This window comes from Vibrio sp. CK2-1 (genome assembly GCF_021726515.1).
Classification (GTDB): domain Bacteria; phylum Pseudomonadota; class Gammaproteobacteria; order Enterobacterales; family Vibrionaceae; genus Vibrio.
This window is the reverse complement of sequence record NZ_JAKKCJ010000002.1, coordinates 536898-554260: the sequence shown is the minus strand read 5'-3', so window position 1 is coordinate 554260 and position 17363 is coordinate 536898. Positions and strand designations below refer to the sequence as shown.

16 protein-coding genes are annotated in these 17363 nt (G+C 43.3%); 2 read left to right on the top strand and 14 right to left on the bottom strand.

The genetic code is table 11. The annotated features are described in order from the left end of the window. Positions 1-134 precede the first annotated feature (134 nt). The 7 genes from L3V25_RS07455 to L3V25_RS07425 form a co-directional block, all read right to left on the bottom strand. Complete coding sequence (locus L3V25_RS07455) at positions 135-983, bottom strand: TatD family hydrolase (RefSeq protein ID WP_237294770.1); 849 nt, start codon at positions 981-983, stop codon at positions 135-137. Then, entirely contained in the window at positions 976-1131 is a 156-nt protein-coding gene (locus L3V25_RS07450) for a hypothetical protein (protein WP_169716303.1), read from the bottom strand. Before L3V25_RS07450 ends, L3V25_RS07455 begins: the two co-directional genes overlap by 8 nt. 141 nt (positions 1132-1272) lie before the next feature. Continuing rightward, positions 1273-2853: a peptide chain release factor 3 gene (gene prfC, locus L3V25_RS07445; protein ID WP_237294769.1), complete on the bottom strand. Its 1581-nt coding sequence runs from the start codon at positions 2851-2853 to the stop codon at positions 1273-1275. Positions 2854-3016: 163 nt separating this feature from the next. Next, positions 3017-3514, bottom strand: a complete 498-nt coding sequence (gene rimI, locus L3V25_RS07440; protein WP_237294768.1) for a ribosomal protein S18-alanine N-acetyltransferase — start codon at positions 3512-3514, stop codon at positions 3017-3019. Then, positions 3507-3962 (bottom strand): DNA polymerase III subunit psi, encoded by a 456-nt coding sequence (locus L3V25_RS07435; protein WP_237294767.1) that lies wholly within the window; start codon positions 3960-3962, stop codon positions 3507-3509. The genes rimI and L3V25_RS07435 overlap by 8 nt, the downstream gene beginning before the upstream one ends. A 7-nt stretch (positions 3963-3969) precedes the next feature. Beyond that, a complete protein-coding gene (locus L3V25_RS07430) occupies positions 3970-4482 on the bottom strand; it encodes an N-acetyltransferase (RefSeq protein WP_237294766.1) in 513 nt (170 codons plus the stop codon). A gap of 154 nt (positions 4483-4636) precedes the next feature. Then, positions 4637-5149 carry an SCP2 domain-containing protein gene (locus L3V25_RS07425; protein WP_237294765.1) on the bottom strand — a complete coding sequence of 171 codons (513 nt, stop codon included), beginning with the start codon at positions 5147-5149 and terminating at the stop codon, positions 4637-4639. A gap of 197 nt (positions 5150-5346) precedes the next feature. On the opposite strand from L3V25_RS07425, the gene L3V25_RS07420 reads away from it, so the two are divergent. Together L3V25_RS07420 and L3V25_RS07415 are read left to right on the top strand one after the other, a co-directional pair. Then, entirely contained in the window at positions 5347-6360 is a 1014-nt protein-coding gene (locus L3V25_RS07420) for a peptidase U32 family protein (protein ID WP_237294764.1), read from the top strand. Between the two features lie 13 nt (positions 6361-6373). Continuing rightward, complete coding sequence (locus L3V25_RS07415; protein WP_237294763.1) at positions 6374-7264, top strand: U32 family peptidase; 891 nt, start codon at positions 6374-6376, stop codon at positions 7262-7264. A gap of 105 nt (positions 7265-7369) precedes the next feature. Here L3V25_RS07415 and nlpI read toward each other — a convergent pair whose 3' ends face one another. The 7 genes from nlpI to nusA all read right to left on the bottom strand — a co-directional run bounded on the left by nlpI (position 7370) and on the right by nusA (position 17362). Continuing rightward, complete coding sequence (gene nlpI, locus L3V25_RS07410; protein WP_346656329.1) at positions 7370-8392, bottom strand: lipoprotein NlpI; 1023 nt, start codon at positions 8390-8392, stop codon at positions 7370-7372. A 249-nt stretch (positions 8393-8641) separates the two neighbouring features. Further along, positions 8642-10771 carry a polyribonucleotide nucleotidyltransferase gene (pnp, locus tag L3V25_RS07405; RefSeq protein WP_237294987.1) on the bottom strand — a complete coding sequence of 710 codons (2130 nt, stop codon included), beginning with the start codon at positions 10769-10771 and terminating at the stop codon, positions 8642-8644. A 424-nt stretch (positions 10772-11195) separates the two neighbouring features. Continuing rightward, positions 11196-11465, bottom strand: a complete 270-nt coding sequence (gene rpsO, locus L3V25_RS07400; RefSeq protein WP_237294762.1) for a 30S ribosomal protein S15 — start codon at positions 11463-11465, stop codon at positions 11196-11198. Positions 11466-11706: 241 nt separating this feature from the next. Next, positions 11707-12642 (bottom strand): tRNA pseudouridine(55) synthase TruB, encoded by a 936-nt coding sequence (gene truB, locus L3V25_RS07395; protein WP_237294761.1) that lies wholly within the window; start codon positions 12640-12642, stop codon positions 11707-11709. Continuing rightward, on the bottom strand, positions 12642-13043 hold the full coding sequence (gene rbfA / locus L3V25_RS07390) for a 30S ribosome-binding factor RbfA (RefSeq protein WP_237294760.1): 402 nt from the start codon (positions 13041-13043) through the stop codon (positions 12642-12644). Before rbfA ends, truB begins: the two co-directional genes overlap by 1 nt. A 127-nt stretch (positions 13044-13170) precedes the next feature. Then, positions 13171-15852 (bottom strand): translation initiation factor IF-2, encoded by a 2682-nt coding sequence (infB, locus tag L3V25_RS07385; protein ID WP_237294759.1) that lies wholly within the window; start codon positions 15850-15852, stop codon positions 13171-13173. Positions 15853-15874: 22 nt separating this feature from the next. Beyond that, positions 15875-17362 (bottom strand): transcription termination factor NusA, encoded by a 1488-nt coding sequence (gene nusA, locus L3V25_RS07380; protein ID WP_237294758.1) that lies wholly within the window; start codon positions 17360-17362, stop codon positions 15875-15877. Between the last annotated feature and the right edge of the window lies 1 nt (position 17363).

Genomic DNA, 17363 nt, shown 5'->3' with positions numbered 1-17363 from the left:
AAAGTAATACCGAAATCACACTTATTTATGAAAATTAAATGAAAAACATAATATCGCGTGATCTATATCACCAAACGTTTGCTTTTTTCATATTGACAGCAAAGCAAACGGTTGCTTTATATTCATCAAATTTATCACTCAATTTGAAATAACTGGCAACTGTTATACCAAAGTTGCTTGGCAATCTCGGATTTTTGCTCTTTGCGTAATACACATAATGAGTCAAATATGTCTAACAAATGTGCAGGATGATTCGGTTGACCTTGGTAACCAAAAACCGGCATATCTGGCGCATCGGTTTCAAGCACTAAACGGTTTAGTGGTAATTGAGCAATTGCTTGACGAGTTTTATTCGCCCGTTGGTAAGTAATTACCCCGCCCACTCCAATATAGAAGCCTAATTTCACATATTCCAATGCCTGCTGATAACTTCCTGAAAAAGCGTGAATGACACCACCTTTTTGTGGAGGGTTATTTCGCAAGCGTTGCAAGATCTTATCGTGAGATTTACGCGCATGAATAATAAGTGGCAAGTCGTGTTTAATCGCAAGTTGTAGTTGGCCATCAAAGAGCTGGTATTGCTTTTGAATATTCTGTTCAGTTAACAGTGGCGCATCGAGCATAAAATCTAAACCGCACTCTCCTACCGCAACACACTTAAGATCCCTTTGAGTTAACGCCTTATCAAGTTGCTCAAGCGAGGATTCGCTATTTTGGTTTAAAAAACGGTGTTGGTCTAAAAAACGGTGTTGATCTAGACAATTGTGCTGCTCTAGAAAATAAGGATGTAGGCCTAGGGAATAATAAAGTGAAGAGTGTTGTTCTGACAGCGATTGTAAATGTTCCCAACCGGATTGCTGAGTCGCTGGAATGACTATCTTGCACACTCCGGCTTCTTGCGCTTTAGCTAACTCTTTATTGAGATCTGAAAAAACAGGAAAGTCGAAATGGCAATGGGTATCGATAAAGGTGTGATTAGGCATTAAAGTCGTTTTTATCGGTCGGCTTGGTAGTATGCGCCGGATCAGGACGATAAGCACAGCAACTACGTTTATGCTCTGGCGTTAAACCGAGCTCTTCACACCATGCATCATAGCGTGCCAGCCAGTGTTTTAATTTTGCTAATAACATAACGTCCTCGTGTCTCGTGTCTCGTGTCTCGTGTCTCGTGTCTCGTGTCTCGTGTCTCGACACAATTAAAGCAAAAGGGCTGGCACTACGCCAACCCTTTTGGTTATAACTTCAATATTGCTCACTAAGTATGAATACTACTTAGTGCTCACGTGTCGCACGGAACTCAATATCAGGGAAACGTTCTTTGGCTAAGTTTAAGTTAACCATAGTCGGCGCAACGTAAGATAAGTTATCACCGCCATCCAACGCTAAGTTAGTTTGGTTCTTACGTTTAAACTCATCCAGTTTTTTCTCATCATCGCATTCAACCCAACGAGCGGTTGCCACATTCACGCTTTCATAAATCGCTTCTACGTTGTATTCCGATTTTAAACGCGCCACAACCACGTCAAACTGAAGCACACCGACCGCACCTACAATCAGATCGTTATTTTGTAGTGGACGGAATACCTGTACTGCGCCTTCTTCAGAAAGCTGTACTAAGCCTTTAAGCAATTGCTTTTGTTTTAGCGGATCACGTAGACGAATACGACGGAACAATTCTGGCGCAAAGTTAGGAATACCAGCAAACTTCAACGCCTCACCTTGAGTAAAGGTATCACCAATCTGAATCGTACCGTGGTTGTGCAAACCAATAATATCACCAGCATAAGCATGTTCTGCGCGAGAACGGTCACCGGCCATAAAGGTTACTGCATCAGAAATGTTAACCATTTTACCGGTACGAACATGATTCATTTTCATGCCCTGAGTATAAGTCCCCGATACGATACGCATGAAAGCGATACGGTCACGGTGCTTAGGATCCATGTTTGCTTGAATCTTAAATACAAAGCCTGAGAATTTTTCTTCTTTCGCTTCTACGGTACGTTCATTGGCTTCACGAGCAAGTGGCGCAGGAGCCCACTCGGTTAAACCGGTTAGCATGTGATCGACACCAAAGTTACCCAGAGCGGTACCGAAGAATACTGGTGTTAATTCGCCTTTCAGGAAAAGATCTTGGTCAAACTCGTGAGCCGCGCCAATCACTAGCTCTAGATCTTCGCGTAATTGCTCAGCCACTTCTTCACCAATCGCAGTATCAAGCTCAGGGTTATCAAGCCCTTTAATGGTACGAACTTCTTGAATCGTGTGACCTTGACCTGTTGCATAAAGGATCGTTTCATCACGGTGAATGTGATAAACGCCCTTAAATTCTTTACCGCTACCAATCGGCCATGAAACCGGTGCACAAGCCATTTTTAATTCGCTTTCTACTTCATCGAGCAAATCCATTGGATCACGCGTATCACGGTCACATTTGTTCATAAAGGTAACAATTGGCGTATCACGCAAACGGGTTACTTCCATCAATTTACGAGTACGGTCTTCGACACCTTTTGCCGCATCGATAACCATCAAGCAAGAATCCACTGCGGTTAACGTACGGTAAGTATCTTCCGAGAAATCTTCGTGTCCCGGAGTATCCAGTAGGTTTACTAGGCAATCGTTGTATGGGAACTGCATAACAGAAGTAGTAACCGAAATACCACGTTCTTTTTCCATTTCCATCCAGTCAGATTTGGCATGTTGGTTTGAACCACGACCTTTAACCGTACCTGCTTTTTGCAAAGCGTTTCCGAATAACAATACTTTTTCAGTGATGGTGGTTTTACCCGCATCCGGGTGAGAGATGATCGCAAACGTACGACGCTTGCCAACTTCAGAAAGGAAAGACATGAAGGAAACCTTATACTTTGTTCATACTCATACTGAGAACGTCAATATGATAGATAATAGGATCACAAATGTGAGATGGGCGAATTATACGCAAAATTTGTGATAACTCTAGTTGAAAGCCCAAACTCATCACAGTTTCAGGCTCAACCTATTTAATGGTTAGTTAAGCGAAGGGATTAAAATCATCATCCAAGATCAAATTCATGATGATGGCATCTTCTTTACCACTGCTGTTCTTTGTTGAAGGGTAGTAGTTGACGCGACGATCGATTTCATTAAAGCCAAGCGACTCGTACAAATGATACGCGCCACGATTACTTTCTCGAACTTCCAACCAAATACCCTCGGCATTGGCGTTTTCACTATGTTCGATTAAATGCTCAATCAGTGTTCGTCCATAGCCTTTACCTTGCTGGCTAGGATCCACCGCAATGGTCAGTAATGTCACTTCACCAACAATATTTTGGCTATACAGATAACCGACCAATTGCTCATCGGCCCACAACGCAAATTGATACTTACTAGAGTTGGCTGAATTTTGATGAGATAGATCGCGGATCATCGATTCCGACCAAGGATGGCTATGAGCAATTTGCTCAATTTGCCACACGGAATCTAGCTGCTCAGTTTGTAGCGGTGTAATACGAAGGTTATTAGTCATAAGAACAAATCTGCTGCCAAAGATCTCGGCGGTTTTGAGTATTACCATGAATCGCACTGAGTGCAGGAGAATGCAGCGACTTCACCGAGTCCCATTGAGGGAGATCATCATTGCTTGGGATTCCATCATCGCAGCCGGCAAACCACACCCAATTGAGACTATGCTGCTGCAATTGAGCTAATTGCCCGGGGGTTAAATGCAAGGCTTGCTCTGGCTGCAACTTCATACTGGCTAATACTTTAATAAACAGCGTAGCATCTTCACCTTGCGGGCACGTCTCTGCCACCAGCAATAAAGCGCAGTCATTTGGCAAGCTAATACTGGGAGATTGATAACCTTCTAGCTTATCAGGATGGGCGACTTCAAAGGTTGAAATGCCCATTTCCTTTAAATAGCTTTGTTGGCGTAGCTCTGGTTGGTGTAGCTCTGAATTGGAATCGTCAAACATGATATTACTAACCTTGGAACTCAGGGCTATATTCTACCAAGCCTGACTTACCTTCTAAAGCGCCATCATCTAATGCGATAACCTGAAATGCACCTGGGGTAAATTCCGGCATTTGATTATAAATAGAAGCTAAACCGAACAATTCCGCATTCTTAAAACCAAAGCGTGAATAGTAGTTAGGTTCACCCAGTACCACACAAGCGGAATAACCAAATTCAAGTAACGAATCAAACCCCGAACGGATTAACTGCTCTGCAATACCTTGGCCGCGATGAGATTCTTTTATCGCAACCGGCGCTAAACCTTGCCAACCATAGTCTTCACCATCGACCGTCACTGGCGTAAATAGAGCATGGCCAATCACTTCACCTTCATCACTACAAGCGACTAGCGAAAGCGTAAAGCGGCTGTTTTCACGTAAAGCGCGAACGAGCTTAGCTTCTGCTGGCGTTGGAAAGGCCGCTTTTAGTAATGCATCTATCGTTAAAATATCAGCCGGAGCTTCGGTACGAATTTGCATGGTGACTCTCATTATGATTGTGAAAATAGGGAGTGAATTCTATACCGAATCACGCCATCATTCTCACTTTTCTCACATCAATTGTGGGCAAACTCAAAAAGCAGACATTTATACCCAAGTAGTTTCTATATACAAGGAACGTCAAGATTCGAGTTTACGCTACCGCTGTTTGTGAGGGTTGTTCCACTAGGCCTTGTTGAACAAAGCTTGCTAATTGCTGCATGGTTTGAGTGACTGGTTTAGGCAGTGAATCTAAATCTAAGCTATCCATTAAATTCTTCACTTCTAGCCCAAGCTCAGTATCCCCTTCAATTTTTAGGCGTCGTTGGAAGAATAAGGTATCGGGATCTTCTTTGCGGCCCGCAATCAAAACCATATCGTTCAAGCGACCAGAAAAACTGACATCTTGCTGTTGAGGTTTATCTGACACAATCAAATTGCCATCATCAAAGCTGATCATCCAACTTAAACCGATATCGCTAATCGATACCTTTAACCAACGGTCTTGCAAGAACTCAAAATCACCATCTTCTAGTGCTTCATGAAAAACACGCTTTAGCCCTTCTAATAGCACTTTATTATGAATGGATTGCGGAATGAGTTTACTAGGAATAGCGAGTAATGACGCGGCATTAGCCACAGCTTGAGTACGAAAACGTGAGAACATAATACCTCCATGATAAAGAGTCTTACTTTACATGGCTACACTACGACGAACCTGTGTTGAATCAAAAAAGCTCACATTTTTATAAAAAAACCACTTTATAGGTAGAGGTATCGAACTGAAACCTGCCTTACATCAATTCCCACGGTGATAGATCCCATAAAATGACGCCCATTCTACAATTTATAAGGGAAAAAAGGATGGAACTACTTTGCCCTGCGGGTAATTTACCGGCACTCAAAACGGCCATCGATTGTGGTGCGGATGCCGTTTACATTGGATTTAAAGATGACACCAACGCACGTCACTTTGCCGGACTTAATTTTAACGGTAAGAAGTTAGATAAAGCGGTTCAGTACGTACACGATCATAATAAAAAAATTCATGTTGCGTTAAACACATTTGCTCATCCAAATGGCTTTGAACGCTGGACCAATGCGGTCGATCAAGCAGTCGATCTTGGTGTCGATGCTCTGATCATCGCGGATATTGCTTTACTGGACTACGCCTCAAATAAATATCCAGACATGGAACTGCACTTATCGGTTCAAGCTTCAGCTACCAACAGCGCAGCGGTTAACTTCTACGCCAACAACTTTAATGTTAAACGTGTGGTACTGCCCCGCGTGCTTTCAATGCATCAAGTAAAACAACTCTCACGTAATATTCCACAAGGCGTTGAGCTTGAAGTGTTTGCATTTGGCAGCCTATGCATTATGGCGGAAGGCCGTTGCTACTTATCTTCATATCTAACGGGAGAATCACCAAACACCGTCGGCGCTTGTTCTCCTGCCAAATATGTTCGCTGGCAAGAAACCCAAGAAGGCTTAGAGTCTCGACTCAATGACATTCTTATCGACCGTTATGGCGAAGGTGAAAATGCAGGCTACCCAACCCTTTGCAAAGGTCGATTTGATATCAATATTACTGGTGAAGATCAGCGTTATCACGTGTTAGAAGAGCCAACCAGTCTTAATACATTATCCATGCTGCCTGAGCTTTTTGCTGCCAATGTCGCTTCGGTAAAAATTGAAGGTCGTCAACGTAGTCCAGCTTATGTGGAACAAGTCACTCGCACTTGGCGCGCCGCTATCGACCGCTATCTTGCGAATCCTGAAGCGTATCAAGTTGAACCTCAATGGAATGCCGCCTTGGCCAATGTATCCGAAGGCACACAAACCACGCTCGGTGCTTATCATCGTAAATGGCAGTAGATAGGACAAGATAATGACTCAAGCAAAAAACTTACAGTACTCACTTGGCCCTATTCTTTATTTTTGGCCCAAAGCCGATGTAGAAAGCTTTTACCAACAAGCGAAAAATAGCCAAGCCGATATTATCTACCTAGGCGAAACGGTGTGCTCAAAACGTCGAGAGATGAAACCTGCGCAATGGTTTGATATCGCCAAAGACTTAGCTCAATCTGGTAAACAAGTAGTATTGTCTACCATGGCGTTATTAGAAGCGCCGAGTGAAGTTAATGTAATGAAGAAATACATCGATAACGGTGATTTTGCGATTGAAGCTAACGATGTGTCTGGCATTCAACTGGCATACGAAGCGAAAGTGCCTTTCGTGGTCGGTGCTGCGGTCAATACTTATAATGCTCATACGCTTAAAGTCTTTGCCAAGCAAGGCATGATTCGCTGGTGTATGCCGGTGGAATTATCTCGCGACTGGCTACGCAATACTTTAGAACAATGTGATGAAATCGGTATTCGTGACCAATTTGAAGTGGAAGTGTTCAGCTACGGATACTTACCTTTAGCCTACTCTGCTCGTTGCTTTACTGCTCGCGCTGAAGATAAGGCCAAAGATGATTGTGAGACTTGCTGCATTAAGTACCCAACCGGAATTCAAGTCAGCAGCCAAGAAGGGCAAGAGGTCTTCAACTTAAATGGCATCCAAACTCAATCTGGCTATTGTTATAACCTAGGCAATGATCTGCAAAGCATGCAAGGATTGGTTGATGTGGTACGTTTAAGTCCACTAGGCATTGAAACCTTAACTACCCTATCTGATTTTAAAGCCAATCAAGATAATCAAAAACGCATTATTACCGATAACAAACAATGTAATGGCTACTGGCATCAATTGGCGGGATTAGTTCAAAGCTAACGTTAACTGCCTAGATCTTTAAATAAACTAGATCTTTAAATATAAAAAGGGCCTCAAAAAAATATGAGGCCCTTCTTCTATCTATTTCTTTAACCTACAAGCGTATTAAGCACTAAGCTTTGGGGCTTGATAAGTTTGTAGTGGTTGATTATTCGATTCTTGCTGTGGTGTTGGCTCGCCTTCTTGAATCTCATTCGCCTTGTTATCTTGATCTTGGCTATCTTCCCCTTGGTTATCTTTTTGGGCTTCTTCAGCGCGTTCAGCTTGAATAGACTTAAAGATACGACCTAGTTCTAAGAAAGCATAGCGGTGCTCAGAAAACTCATAGACGTTCAATGAAATCGACAGTTTATACAGTGCAATCGCGTTAGAATAATCACCTTTATATTGGTAATTCTTCGCTAAATAGAAATACACTTCCGTCAGTTTTTGCGCCAACTCGACATTATTTTGTGTGGTCATGGCAACCGACTCTAAGACTTCATTTTCACTCAGTTCACCCAGGGTCATACCGACAAGATCCCAACCCCATTGCTCATCTTTTTGTTGATAACGTTGTTTTAGATCTGCCGTTGCTTGCTCCGCATTGTCTTCACGCTGAATGTAGTACAACCATAGTGCGCGGTACGGATCAGAAGTATCTTTCTCGTAGTTACTGGTCATATCCTGTAATGCTAAAGGATTACGTCCTGCGTAATACAAAGCAATCGCACGGTTACGCTCAGCATATTGATTATTTGGATCTAGCTCTAAACTTGAATCAAAGGCATCAAAGGCAGAGTCATAATCACTCATTTGGGTAAAATACACCCCAAGCACATTAAAGACTTCCGATTGTGCAGGATTGAGTTTTAGAGAGCGTTCGTAGTCTAGGCGTGCTAAATCAGCTAAACCGACGCTATCTAAAAAGCGACCACGTTCAGCAAACATTTGAGCACGTACATTTTGGGTCACATCTTTGCGGGTTAGTAGTTGGTTTAAGCGAGCGATCTGAACTTCTTGTTGAATAGAAGGCTGCAATGGAATCGCCATCGGCGGATATGCCCATGAATTTGAAGAGTTACCTTGGTTTGCACAGCCCATTAAAAAGAAGGCAGCAATAAGGCTAAACCATTTAACATATTTCACGAATAACGTGCTCCTCTGCAGTATAACTGTTCTCGTATATTCGAATATCACTTTAGTGACATGGTGTTAGCCACCAATATACACGTTGTTTCTCCTAGTAACCACTTCTTATAAAGTAGAACAGGAATGAAGTAGGCCCAAACTTATACTCATACTAAAGAACCTTTTAAGTTCAAATGACCTTTTAAACGAGCATAAAAAAAGAGGAGCCGAAGCCCCTCTCTTTATCAGCGTCTAGATTAAGACAACTTACTCAGCTGATGGTTCAGCCGGTGCTTCAGTTGTTTCTACCGCTTCTTTCATACTTAGACGAACACGGCCTTGGCGGTCAATCTCAAGTACTTTAACTTGAACTTCTTGGCCTTCAGAAAGGTAGTCAGATACTTTCTCGATGCGCTTGTCAGCGATTTGAGAAATGTGTACTAGACCATCTTTACCAGGAAGAATCGTTACGAATGCCCCGAAGTCAGCAAGACGAGCAACTTTACCTGAGTAAATACGGCCTACTTCCACTTCTGCAGTGATTTCTTCGATACGACGAATCGCTTCTTTCGCAGCTTCACCTTCAGTCGCAGCAATCTTGATTGTACCGTCATCATCGATTTCAATTGTTGTGCCAGTTTCTTCCGTTAGAGCACGGATAACTGCACCACCTTTACCGATAACGTCTTTGATCTTCTCAGCAGAGATTTTCATAGTGTGGATACGTGGAGCAAATTCAGAGATCTCTTCACGAGCACCAGAAATCGCTTCGTCCATCACTTTAAGGATGTGCTTACGTGCGCCTTGTGCTTGGTTAAGCGCAATTTGCATGATTTCTTTAGTGATACCTTCGATTTTGATATCCATTTGAAGTGCTGTGATACCGTCGTTAGTACCCGCAACTTTAAAGTCCATGTCACCAAGGTGATCTTCGTCGCCTAGGATGTCAGAAAGAACAACAAAGTCGTCGCCTTCTTTCACTAGACCCATCGCGATACCCGCAACAGAAGACTTAATTGGTACACCAGCATCCATAAGCGCAAGAGAAGTACCACATACAGAAGCCATTGAAGATGAACCGTTTGATTCAGTGATTTCCGAAACAACACGAACTGTGTATGGGAATTCTTCAACAGAAGGCATAACCGCAGCAATACCACGTTTCGCTAGTTTACCGTGACCAATTTCACGACGCTTAGGAGAACCAACGAAACCAGTTTCACCTACACAGTATGGAGGGAAGTTGTAGTGTAGAAGGAAGTTATCTTTCTTCTCACCTAGTAGGCTATCGATGATTTGTGCATCACGTTGTGTACCAAGCGTTGCTGTTACAAGCGCCTGAGTTTCACCACGTGTGAATAGTGAAGAACCGTGAGTACGTGGAAGAACGCCAGTACGTACATCTAGTGCACGAACCATGTCTTTTTCACGACCGTCGATACGTGGGTTACCAGCAATAATGCGGCTACGTACTACGTTTTTCTCTAAATCGTGGAAGATCGCGTGGATTTCTTTTGGATTTAGCTCTTCGTTTTCAGCTAATAGTTTTTCTTTTACTTCGTCGCTAAGCTGATGGATACGGTCATAACGCGCCATCTTTTCAGTGATTTGGTAAGCTTCGATCAGTTGAGCTTCTGCTAATTCAGCAATCTTATTCTTAAGATCAGTGTTTTCAGCAGGCGCTTCCCAATTCCAAGAAGGGGTTGCTACTTCAGCTGCAAATTCGTTGATTGCAGAGATAACAACTTGTTGTTGGTCGTGACCGTAAACAACTGCTGCTAGCATTTCTTCTTCAGTTAGGTTGTCAGCTTCTGACTCAACCATTAATACTGCGCCTTCAGTACCGGCAACCACAAGGTCAAGCTTAGATTCTTTAAGCTCAGTTTCGCTTGGGTTAAGTACTAGCTCACCATTGATGTGACCAACACGCGCAGAACCGATTGGACCATTAAATGGAACACCAGAAATCGCTAGCGCTGCAGACGTACCAATCATAGTGATGATGTCTGGAGAGATATTAGGGTTAGCAGATACTACTGTCGCAATTACCTGAACTTCGTTTTTGAATGCATCAGGGAAAAGTGGACGGATTGGACGGTCAATCAGACGTGCAGTTAGTGTTTCGCCTTCAGAAGGACGGCCTTCACGCTTGAAGAAACCACCAGGAATTTTACCTGCAGCGTATGTACGCTCTTGGTAGTTTACTGTTAGTGGGAAGAAGTCTTGACCTTCAACCGCTTCTTTTTTCGCAACAACAGATACGAATACAGAAGTGTCATCCATGCTTGCCATTACAGCAGCAGTTGCTTGGCGAGCCATTACGCCAGTTTCTAGAGTAACGGTATGGTTACCGTACTGGAATTTTTTTACGATTGCTTTCACGTAAAGATCCTTAATTAAATAATTTCAAAGTATATCAATACCCTGTGACTACTTTACCAATCGCGACTAATAGCAGATTTTTCAAAAGGTCACTCGCTCAATAATGAGAAGAGGTACAGGAAAAGGCTGTTATTAGTCGCGACCTTCATGGTCGACATCGGTGACTGTAAAGTTAATCAACAGAGGTTTATTTTAAGTTAGACATGATGAACACGTTAACTAAAACAAACGAGTCGTAGTATAAACCACTTAGGGAGAAATGTCTTATTTCAGCACTAGATAAATGCTTAATCGCTGTGAGATTGGCTAGATTACACGCACAAAAAAAGGAGCCGGAGCTCCTTTTTTCAGTATCTGTTTAATTTATCTTTGCTTGTTGAGCAAGCAGCCATAGATAAAACAAATGCTTTCTAATCTTGGTATTAAACCAAACGACGAATTAACGACGTAGGCCAAGACGCTTGATTAGAGCGAAGTAACGATCTAGATCTTTACCTTTTAGGTAATCTAGAAGTTTACGACGACGAGAAACCATACGTAGTAGACCGCGACGGCTGTGGTGATCGTGTTTGTGATCAGCGAAGTGACCTTGTAGGTGGTTGATAGAAGCAGTAAGTAGTGCTACTTGTACTTCTGGTGAACCTGTATCGCCTTCAGCTTGTGCGTATTCTGCAACGATTGCTGCTTTAGTTTCTGCATTCAGAGACATAATGCTCTCCTAATAAGAGTGAGTGTATAAATGTGTCAGCCAATCTCTGATTCAGCCGACACGCGAAGCGCGGATTATAGGGGAATAAAATCGTAAAAGCAAAGAGTTTCATCTCTAAAAAAATATTGCTAGGCTCGAGTTTCGGGCGCTGCGCTGCTCGTGGCTCGACCCGAAATTCGAGAAGCGAAGCGCCCGAGCAACGAGACTCGATCTCCTAGGAACTAGCTACTCGTTCCCGCTTTTACCTAAACACCACCAATCTTTTCGGTGCGACACGTCCATCATCATCGATATTCGCCACACCAATAAAGGTACGTTCTTCACCCATAGTCATACGAACCACACCTTCCGTCGGTGCGCCAGAAATTTGCACCGGTTGGCCATGTTGGGCTAATTCGGCTAATTCAGGAATCATATTCACTTCAGGGAGATCTTCTACCGCAGTATCCATTGGCAATAGTAACGGATCAAGCAACTCACGAGGTTCAACCTCTTGCTCACGCGCCTGTTCTAACAAGGCTTCAAGCTGCTCAAGTGTCACCATTTTCTCATAAGGATAACGTGCAACACCAGTGCGACGAAGATAAGTCACATGCGCGCCACAACCTAGAATTTCGCCTAGATCATCAACGATAGTACGAATGTAAGTACCTTTTGAACAATGTACTTCCATCTCGACTTCATGACCTTCAAAGCGAATCAAGGTGATCTCAAATACGGTAATTTTACGAGATTCACGTGGCACTTCGATGCCTTGACGAGCATATTCATACAAAGGCTTACCTTGGTATTTTAATGCTGAAAACATCGATGGGATCTGGTCAGTCGTACCACGGAACTTGGCAATGCAACGCTCAAGCAAACCACGATCTATTTTCACTTCGCGAGTTTGTACCACTTCGCCATCAGAGTCAGAAGTATCGGTACGCTCACCTAGTTTGGCGATCACACGATAACGCTTATCTGAATCCAATAAGAATTGAGAGAACTTAGTCGCCTCTCCTAGGCAAATTGGCAGCATGCCTGTTGCTAAAGGATCGAGAGCACCAGTATGGCCAGCTTTTTCAGCAAAATAGATGCGCTTTACTTTTTGCAACGCATCATTTGAGCTAATACTGGTTGGTTTATCTAGTAATAAAACGCCATCAATAGGACGACCACGACGTCTACGAGCCATTACTCTTCTCCTTCGTCCTCACGACCAGCATCTTTCTTGCGTTTGTTATCTTTGCTAACTACTTCGCTTACCAGGTTAGACATACGCATACCTTCAACGAGAGTGTTGTCGTAAGTAAAACGAACTTCTGGCGTTAAACGCAGACGAATACGCTTACCAAGCGTCATACGAACAGCAACTTCGTGCTCTTTTAACGCTTCTAGGCTCGATTCTGGCGTTTGATCACCAACACATAGGAAGGTTACAAATACTTTGGCATAAGCTAGGTCACGCGATACTTCTACATCAGAAATGGTCACCATGCCGATACGTGAATCACGTACGTCACGTTGTAGGATAGAAGCTAGTTCTTTTTGTAGCTGTTGTGCAACACGTTGTGCACGGCTAAATTCTTTTGACATATCTTTTCTCACATCTGTTCACTCAAATTTTGAGTGTTTCTACAGAAAGAATGGGGAGCACATAATGCTCCCCATGGTGTATTAAACAACCGTTCGTCATATACCTTTGAAAGGTAACGAAACTTGATTAATCAAGAGTACGTTTAATCTCAACGATTTCGAATACTTCGATTTGGTCACCAGCACGAACATCATTATAGTTCTTAACGCCGATACCACACTCGTAGCCATTACGAACTTCTTGTACGTCATCTTTAAAGCGACGTAGTGATTCAAGCTCACCTTCGTAAATAACTACGTTTTCACGAAGTACACGGATTGGGTTATTACGCTTGATAACACCTTCAGTAACCATACAACCAGCGATAGCGCCTAGTTTAGGTGACTTGAAGACATCACGAACTTCTGCAAGACCAATGATCTCTTGCTTAAATTCAGGAGCAAGCATACCGCCCATAGCCATTTTCACTTCGTCAATCAATTGGTAAATGATTGAGTAGTAACGTAGGTCTAGGCTTTCATTTTCAACAGTACGACGAGCTGAAGCATCAGCACGAACGTTAAAGCCAAGGATGATAGCGTTAGATGCGGCTGCAAGTACTGCATCCGTTTCAGTAATACCACCAACACCAGAACCTACAATGTTCACTTTCACTTCTTCAGTTGAAAGTTTACGTAATGAATCAGCGATAGCTTCAACAGAACCTTGAACGTCTGCTTTCAGTACCACGTTAAGTTCAGCAACTTCACCCGCTTCCATGTTAGAGAACATGTTTTCAAGTTTCGATTTTTGCTGACGAGCAAGTTTCACATCACGGAATTTACCTTGACGGTAGTTCGCAACTTCACGCGCTTTACGCTCATCACGTACTACGGTAGCTTCATCACCAGAAGCTGGTACGCCTGATAGTCCAAGGATCTCAGCAGGAATAGAAGGACCCGCTTCAGTGATCTCTTGACCATTCTCATCACGCATCGCACGGATACGACCGTATTCTTGACCACAAAGTACGATATCGCCTTTACGTAGAGTACCAGCTTGAACCAGTACAGTTGCAACTGGACCACGGCCTTTATCAAGACGAGATTCAACAACCACACCTGAAGCCATACCATCTGTTACCGCTTTAAGTTCTAAAACTTCAGCTTGTAACAAGATAGCTTCTAGCAGGCCTTCAATGTTAGTTCCTTGCTTAGCAGAGATATGAACGAACATGTTCTCGCCGCCCCACTCTTCAGGAATAACATCGTATTGAGCAAGCTCATTTTTAACGTTATCTGGATTCGCATCTTCTTTATCGATTTTGTTAACCGCAACAATAAGAGGTACTTCTGCCGCTTTTGCGTGCTGAATCGCTTCAATTGTTTGTGGCATAACACCATCGTCTGCTGCAACAACAAGAACAACGATATCTGTCGCTTGAGCACCACGAGCACGCATTGAAGTAAATGCGGCGTGTCCTGGAGTATCCAAGAAGGTGATCATGCCATTATCAGTTTCAACGTGGTAAGCACCGATGTGCTGAGTAATACCACCCGCTTCACCTGATGCAACACGGCTACGACGAATGTAATCAAGCGTCGATGTTTTACCGTGGTCAACGTGACCCATGATAGTAACCACTGGCGCACGAGGTGTTGCTTCTGTGGTGTTATCACGATCAGATAGAATTGCTTCTTCTAATTCGTTTTCTTTACGAAGTACTACCTTGTGACCCATTTCTTCCGCAACTAGCGCTGCAGTTTCTTGGTCGATCACTTGGTTGATAGTCGCCATCGCGCCCATCTTCATCATGGTTTTGATGACTTCAGTACCTTTCACTGACATTTTGTTTGCCAGTTCAGAAACAACGATTGTTTCGCCAATCACAACTTCTGCTTTTGCAACAGTGGCATTTTTATCAAAGCCTTGTTGCATAGAAGTTGGTTTAGCCAATTTACCTTTACGGTTGCGTCCGCCACGAGCATTGCGACCACCAAAACGGTCATCTTCTTTTTTCGCTGGCTTTTTCTTCTTACGACGACTTGCTTCACTGCGACGGTCAGCTTCATCTTCCGCTGCGCGAGCATGTTTATTTGTCGTTACGTGGTAATCAGAGTTTTCAGATTCTTTTTTCTTCTTCTCTTCTTCCGACCAACGAGCTTCGTTTTCTTCTGCTAACTTACGTGCTTCTTCAACCAATTTTTGTGCTTCTTGTTCTGCTTTACGTTGAGCTTCTTCTTCCTGACGACGCTTCAATGCTTCTGCTTCTTTCTTAGCAGCGTCATGTTGCGCTTTTTCTTCAGGAGAACGTTTTGCGGCCGCTTTCGCTTCTTCAGCTTTTGCTTTTTCCGCAGCTTCACGTTTCGCGGCATCTGCTGCTTCACGCTTGGCTTTTGCTTCGGCGTCAGCTTTTGCTTTCGCTTCAGCCTCTAATTTTGCTTTTTCTTCTGCTTCACGCTTGGCCACTTCTGCTGCTTCACGTGCTGCTAGTTCTTCCGCTTCACGTTGGGCTTCTTCATCAACCGCAGAACGCTTCACGTAAGTACGCTTTTTACGCACTTCAACTTGTACTTCTTTGCTCTTACCGCCACCAGCAGACACGCTTAATGTGCTTTTAGTTTTGCGTTGCAAAGTTAGGCGAGTCGGTTCTGAGTCACTTGTTGAACCGTTGCCTTTTTTCAGATGAGCAAGAAGTTTTTGCTTCTCATCATCTGTAACACTGTCTGTACTGGTTTTTTTCATACCAGCATCAGCAAGTTGTTCTACTAAGTGCTCAACTGGAGTACCAATTTCTTCACTTAGCGCTTTCACTGTCAGTTCTGTCATACTGCTTTCTCCTTGCTGAAAATTATTCTTCGTCGCCAAACCAGCAAATGTTACGTGCGGCCATAATTAATTCGCCTGCACGTTCTTCACTTAGGCCTTCGATGCCTTCTAACTCATCAGTACCTTGGTCAGCTAAATCTTCTAAAGTCACTACCCCTTTAGCCGCGAGTTTAAACGCCATTTCGCGCTCTAAGCCGTCTAAAGCAAGTAGGTCTTCAGCAGGCTCTAAACCTTCAAATGATTCTTCTTGAGCAAGCGCTAACGTAGTCAGTGCATTTTTCGCACGGCCACGTAACTCTTCAACTAACTCTTCTTCAAGACCATCAATTTCAAGTAATTCGTTCACTGGAACGTAAGCGATTTCTTCAAGAGTAGAGAAACCTTCTTCAACCAGTAATTCGGCAAAATCTTGCTCGATATCTAAATGCTTCATGAAGCCTTCGATAGCCGCAACCGATTCTTCTTGGTGCTTACTATTCAACTCAGCTACCGTCATCACATTTAATTCCCAACCAGTAAGTTGAGAAGCAAGACGTACGTTTTGACCGCTACGGCCAATCGCTTGAGCTAGGTTATCCGCTTCAACTGCAATATCCATTGAGTGTGAATCTTCATCAACAATGATTGAAGCCACATCGGCCGGAGCCATTGCGTTAATCACGAATTGCGCTGGGTTATCATCCCAAAGAACGATATCGATACGCTCACCACCAAGCTCGCCAGATACAGCTTGCACACGTGCGCCACGCATACCAACACAAGCACCAACTGGGTCAATACGACGGTCGTTAGTTTTAACTGCAATCTTAGCGCGAGAACCAGGATCGCGAGCTGCCGCTTTCAATTCAATCAGTTCTTCACCAATTTCTGGCACTTCAATGCGGAAAAGTTCAATCAGCATTTCTGGCTTAGAACGTGTTAAGAATAGTTGGAAACCACGCGCTTCAGGTTTAACTGCATATAGAAGACCACGAATACGGTCACCTGAACGCAAGTTTTCACGTGGCAGCTGATCTTCACGTAAAATCACAGATTCTGCGTTATTACCAAGATCAACGATAACCGCATCACGTGTTGCTTTCTTCACAACACCTGTTACTAGCTCGCCTTCATTGTCGATGAATTGTTCAACGATTTGAGCGCGCTCAGCTTCACGTACCTTTTGTACGATAACTTGCTTAGCGGTTTGAGTCGTAATACGGTCAAACGTTACTGACTCCATATCATCTTCAATGTAGCCGCCAAGTTCAATTTCTTCGTTATCGTATTGAGCCGCTTCAATTGAAATTTCTTTAGTTGGGAATTCAACTTCTTCAACGACTAACCAACGACGGAATGTTTCAAAATCACCCGTTTTACGGTCGATTTCAACGCGCACTTCGATTTCGTGTGGGCTTTTCTTTTTTGTTGCCGTAGCTAAAGCAATTTCTAATGCTTCAAAAATACGCTCACGGGGAACAGCTTTTTCATTCGAAACTGCTTCAACAACCGCTAAAATTTCTCTGTTCATT